Origin of the sequence: Oscillibacter sp. CU971 (assembly GCF_905219725.1) — a bacterium.
Classification (GTDB): domain Bacteria; phylum Bacillota; class Clostridia; order Oscillospirales; family Oscillospiraceae; genus Oscillibacter.
On record NZ_CAJMXG010000200.1, the window covers coordinates 1 to 5,405 of the forward strand.

The following is a 5,405-nucleotide window of genomic DNA, read 5'->3' on the forward strand; positions in this document are numbered from 1 at the left end:
GCGCAGGGGGCGGCGAAAGCGGCCAAGTCCGGCGGTAAAGCCGCCAAGGAAGCGGTCAAGGAAAGTGAACGGCTGGCCTCCTTTGCCGTCCGGCACTGGAAAGGCTGTCTGGTCGCCCTGGCCCTGCTGATTATGACCTCGTTCCTGATGGGCGGCTTACAGTCCTGTTCCTCCATCATCGGCGGCTTCGGTTCCGGCTTCACGGCCACCTCCTACCTCTCCGACGACGCTGACCTGATCGCCGTGGAAAACGCCTATGTGGGCATGGAGAACGACTTACAGCGGCAGATCGACAACATCCCCAGCACCTACCCCGGCTACGACGAATACCGCTACGATCTGGACGAGATCATGCACAACCCCCACGAATTGGCTTCTTTCCTGACCTCCATATTGCCGCGCTACACGCTGGCGGAGGTTCAGGCGGAGTTACAGCGGGTATTTGCCAAGCAGTACACCCTTACCACCACGACAACGGTTGAAGTCCGCTACCGCACAGAAACCCGGACGGACAGCGAGGGCAACGACTACGATGTGGAAGTGCCTTACAATTACTACATCCTCAATGTGAAGCTCACGGCCCGGTCTATCGTTTCTATCGCCCCGGAGCTGTTGACGCCGGAGCAGTTGGAAATGTTCAATGTCTATCTGGAAACGAGCGGCAACAATCCGCTGGTATTCGGCGGCGGTTCCCCCGACATCAGCGCGTCCGAGGACATCAGCGGCGTTCACTTCGTCAACGGGACGAGGCCGGGCAATACCGCTGTGGTGGACATCGCAAAATCGCAGGTGGGGAATGTNAACGGCCAGCCCTATTGGAGCTGGTACGGCTTTGACAGCCGGGTAGCCTGGTGCGCCTGCTTCGTGTNCTGGTGCTACAATCAGNCCGNGCTTTNGGAGCCGAGATTTTCCGGCTGCACGACCGGGGGCATGGCCTGGTTCCAGTCACGGGGCCAGTGGGCCAACCGGGGGTACAGCGACATCGCCCCCGGCGACGCAATTTTCTTCGATTGGGACAACAGCGGCAACGCCGACCATGTGGGCATCGTGATCGGCACGGACGGCACGAATGTCTACACGGTGGAGGGCAACAGCGGCAACGCCTGCAAGATCAAGAGTTATCCTTTGAACAGCAGCGTTATCCGAGGTTACGGATTGATGAATTGGGATTGAGGGAGGCTGTGAAGTGCTGACATTATCCCCCATATCCCTGAAAGACGCCAACGCCTTTGTCGCCCAGCATCACCGCCACCACAAGCCCGTGACCGGCCACAAGTTTTCCATCGCCTGCACCGAGGCCGGGCGGCTGGCTGGCGTCGCTATCGTGGGCAGACCTGTCAGCCGGTATCTGGACGACGGCCACACGCTGGAAGTCAACCGGCTTTGCACGGACGGCACGAAAAACGCCTGCAGCTTTCTCTATGCCGCCGCATGGAGGGCGGCGCGGGCGATGGGCTATCGGAAGATCGTCACCTACATTCTGGACACGGAGAGCGGGGTCAGTCTGCGGGCCGCTGGCTGGGCCTGCGCTGGGCTGGCTGGCGGCAAACGCTGGACGGGGAGCCGCCGCCCCAAGGAGGACTTATACCCGGCGCAGATGAAATACCGCTATGAAAAATCCATCGGAAAGGAGTTTTGACTATGGCAAACAAACTTGACCGCATCGAAAAGGACATCCAGAAAGTGAAGTCCAAGATCGCGGAGTACAACAAGCAGCTTCGGGAGCTGGAGGGGCAGAAAACCGAGCAGGAGAATTTGCAGATCATCCAGCTTGTCCGGGGCATGAACATGACGAGGGAGGAATTTGCGGCGTTCCTGCGGGGCGGGGCCTTGCAGACCGCCCCCACCCTGACGCCCTATCACGAAAAGGAGGACACCGGCCATGAGGAATAAGATCATTACCCGTTTTCTCTCTGTCATTCTGGCTGTGGGCCTGTCCGCCGCCATGTTCACCACAACGGCCTTTGCCGGGGGCGGCGACGAGGAAGGAGAGGTCATACCCACCGAGCCGACCGGGGAAGAGGCGTCCACTCCTGCCCCCAAGCCCCTGACCCCGGAGGGCAATATGTCCCTGGTGGACGACATCGACGGCGAAGCGTCCGAGGATAAGCAGTTTATCACCGTCGTTTCCAAGACCGGCAATTATTTTTACATCATCATCGACCGGGCCGGGGACGGCGAAAACACGGTGCATTTTCTCAATCAGGTGGACGAGGCCGATTTGCTGGCGCTGATGGAGGCGGAGGAAGAACCGCCCGCCGTCTGTACCTGCTCTGTGAAGTGCGAGGCCGGGGCCGTCAATACCGCCTGCCCTGTCTGCGCCAACAATCTGACCGCCTGCGCTGGGAAAGCGCCGGAACCGCAGGAGCCGGAAGAACCCGAACCCCCGGCCAAGGAGAAGAAGGGCGGCATGGGCGGTCTGCTGGTGTTGCTGATCGTGGCCCTGGCTGGCGGTGGTGGGGCGTTGTACTACTTCAAGCTCCGCAAGCCCAAGGCGGATATGTCCGGCAGTTCCGACCTGTCCGAATATGACTTTGACGACGAGGACGAGCCGGAGGGTGAAGAAATGGAGGACGAGGAATGAGCTATCAGTTGGTTATCGCGGAAAAACCCAGCGTGGCCCGGAGCATCGCCGCCGTGATCGGGGCGACTGACCGGCAAGAGGGCTACTTGCAGGGCAACGGCTACCTGGTGTCCTGGTGCATCGGGCATCTGGTGTCCTTTGCCGACGCCGGAGTGTATGACGAGCGTTTCAAAAAGTGGCGCTATGAGGATTTGCCCATCATCCCGGAGAGCTGGCGGCTGACCGTCCCCCCGGACAAGCGGGAGCGGTTCGACACCCTGCGGACACTGCTTCGCTCCGAGGAAGTGAGCGAGGTTATCAACGCCTGCGATGCCGGGCGGGAGGGCGAATTGATCTTCCGCACAGTCTATTACCTGGCGGGCTGTACCAAGCNCATGAAGCGGCTGNGGATNTCCNGCATGGAGGACAGCGCCATTCGGGAGGGCTTCGCCCACCTGAAACCGGGCCGGGACTATGACCCCCTGCATCAATCGGCGCTGTGCCGAGCCAAAGCGGACTGGCTGATCGGCATTAACGACACCCGGCTTTTCTCTGTGCTGTACCACAAGACCCTGACCGTGGGCCGCGTCCAGACCCCCACCCTGAAAATGCTGGCGGACAGGGACGCCAAGATCACCGGCTTCCAGAAAGAGAAATATCACATCGTCCATATCGCCGGGGGCGGCGTGGAGGCGGCAAGCGACCGCTTCCCCGACCCCGCCGGGGCGGAGAGCGTCAAGACGGCCTGCGGGGGAGCGCAGGCCNTNTGTACTTCCATCCAGCGGGAGAAGAAAACCGAACAGCCGCCCAAGCTCTATGACCTCACCACCTTACAGCGGGAGGCCAACCGGCTTTTCGGCTTCACGGCCAAGCAGACCCTTGACTACGCCCAAACGCTGTATGAAAAGCGCCTGCTGACCTACCCCCGGACGGACAGCCGTTTCCTCACCGACGACATGGAGCAGACGGCGGCGGGCATCGTGGCCGACCTGGTTCCTATGCTGGTGTTTATGGAGGGCGCGGTGTTCTCCCCGGAGATCCGCCGCGTCCTGAACAGCGCCAAGGTGAGCGACCACCACGCCATCATTCCCACGGCGGAGTTCGTGAAACAGGGCTTTTCCGGGCTGGCGGACAGCGNAAGGAAGCTGCTGTCCCTGGTGTGCTGTAAGCTGCTGTGCGCCGTGGCCCCGGCCCATGAGTACGAGGCCGTCACCGCCGTTTTCACCTGCGCCGGGCAGGAGTTCACCGCCAAGGGCAAGACCATCTTGGCCGCTGGCTGGAAAGACATTGACCGCCGTTTCCGGGCCTCCCTGAAAACCGACGCCGACGAGGACGGCNAGGCCGTGGCGGAGCTGCCCGCCATCACCGAGGGGCAGATTTTCGAGGATGTGGCCGCTTCCGTCACCGAGCATTTCACGTCGCCCCCCAAGCCCTACACCGAAGATACCCTGCTGTCGGCTATGGAGCGGGCCGGGGCCGAGGATATGCCCGACGACGCCGAGCGCAAGGGACTGGGGACGCCCGCCACCCGTGCCGCTATCCTGGAAAAACTGGTGCAGACCGGCTTCATCCAGCGCAAGGGCAAGCAGCTTCTTCCCACCCAAGACGGCATCAATCTGGCGGCGGTACTGCCGGAGGCGCTAACCTCCCCGGCCCTGACCGCTGAATGGGAAAGCCGTTTGACCGAGATCGCCAAGGGCGAGGCCGACCCGGACGAGTTCATGGCCGGTATTGAGGCACAGGCCCGCGACCTGGTGAAAACCTATTCCTGCGTCAGCGAGGACAAGCAGAAGTTGTTTCAGACGGAGCGTGTCGCCATTGGGACGTGTCCCCGCTGCGGCGAAACCGTCTACGAGGGCAAGAAGAATTACTACTGCGGCAACCGGGCTTGTCAGTTCGTCATGTGGAAGAACGACCGCTTCTTTGAGGAACGGAAAAAGGCGTTCACCCCGAAGATCGCCGCCGCCCTGCTCAAAGATGGAAAGGTGAAGATCAAGGGCCTGTTCTCCCCCAAGACCGGCAAGACCTACGACGGCACGGTGCTTCTGGCCGATACCGGCGGCAAATATGTCAATTTCCGTATGGAGTGGAAGAAATAATCGGATAAGTTCATCGTTTCCTCCGTCCGGCTGGGCGGGGGAACATCTTTTGAACAGAAAGGAGCGACCGAGTGAGCGAAGTATTTTCCATACAGTTGAGCAATCATACCACCCAGCGGGACGGCAAAACCGGCGTCTGGCTGGACTTGCCCGCCACGGCGGAACAGGTGCGGGCGGCGATGAGGCAGATCGGCGTCACGCAGGATAATCCCTGGGACTATTTCATCAGCGGCTTTTCCTCCCCGGAGGGCCGACACCTGGCTATCCCCCACGACCTGGCGCTGGCCTCCGGCGTGAATGAGCTGAATTTCCTTGCCGCCCGGCTGGAAAAGCTGAATGACTATGAGATCGGCACACTGAACGCCGCCTTGCAGCAGAAAGACACCGAAATGCGGACGATTTGGCGCATGATCGACTACCCCGACAACCTGGATTACTATGTCAATCTCCCCGACATCCATACTGTGGCCGCGCTGGGGGACTACTATCTGAACCGCTCCGGCATGGTGGATATGCCCGACGAGTGGAAGCCCGCCATCGACACAGCGGCGCTGGGGAAGCACATCGCCGGACTGGAACAGGGGGCCTTTACCGAATACGGCTATATCGTCAAAAGCGGCGACCAGTGGCGGCGTGTCTATGAGGGCCAGCTTGTGCCGGAGGAATACCGGGTGCTGTCCTTTCCCCCTCCGCAGGTGGAGCGGGACGAGGCCAGCCGTCCCCAGCCCCAGCCGGAGCAGACC

The 5,405-nt window shown here is 61.2% G+C and carries 6 protein-coding genes; all 6 read left to right on the top strand.

Going from position 1 to position 5,405, the window contains the following annotated elements; translation table 11 throughout:
• The coding region (locus JX325_RS12265; protein WP_204791399.1) for a CD1108 family mobile element protein at positions 1-1,173 on the top strand (1,173 nt) is incomplete at its 5' end.
• Between the two features lie 13 nt (positions 1,174-1,186).
• Entirely contained in the window at positions 1,187-1,639 is a 453-nt protein-coding gene (locus tag JX325_RS12270; RefSeq protein WP_204791400.1) for an XF1762 family protein, read from the top strand.
• A gap of 2 nt (positions 1,640-1,641) precedes the next feature.
• Complete coding sequence (locus JX325_RS12275) at positions 1,642-1,893, top strand: DUF4315 family protein (RefSeq protein ID WP_204791401.1); 252 nt, start codon at positions 1,642-1,644, stop codon at positions 1,891-1,893.
• Entirely contained in the window at positions 1,883-2,584 is a 702-nt protein-coding gene (locus JX325_RS12280; RefSeq protein WP_204791402.1) for a DUF4366 domain-containing protein, read from the top strand. The genes JX325_RS12275 and JX325_RS12280 overlap by 11 nt, the downstream gene beginning before the upstream one ends.
• Positions 2,581-4,662, top strand: a complete 2,082-nt coding sequence (locus tag JX325_RS12285; protein ID WP_204791403.1) for a DNA topoisomerase 3 — start codon at positions 2,581-2,583, stop codon at positions 4,660-4,662. Before JX325_RS12280 ends, JX325_RS12285 begins: the two co-directional genes overlap by 4 nt.
• Positions 4,663-4,733: 71 nt before the next feature.
• Positions 4,734-5,405 (top strand): antirestriction protein ArdA (locus JX325_RS12290; protein WP_204791404.1); only part of this gene is annotated, 672 nt, incomplete at its 3' end.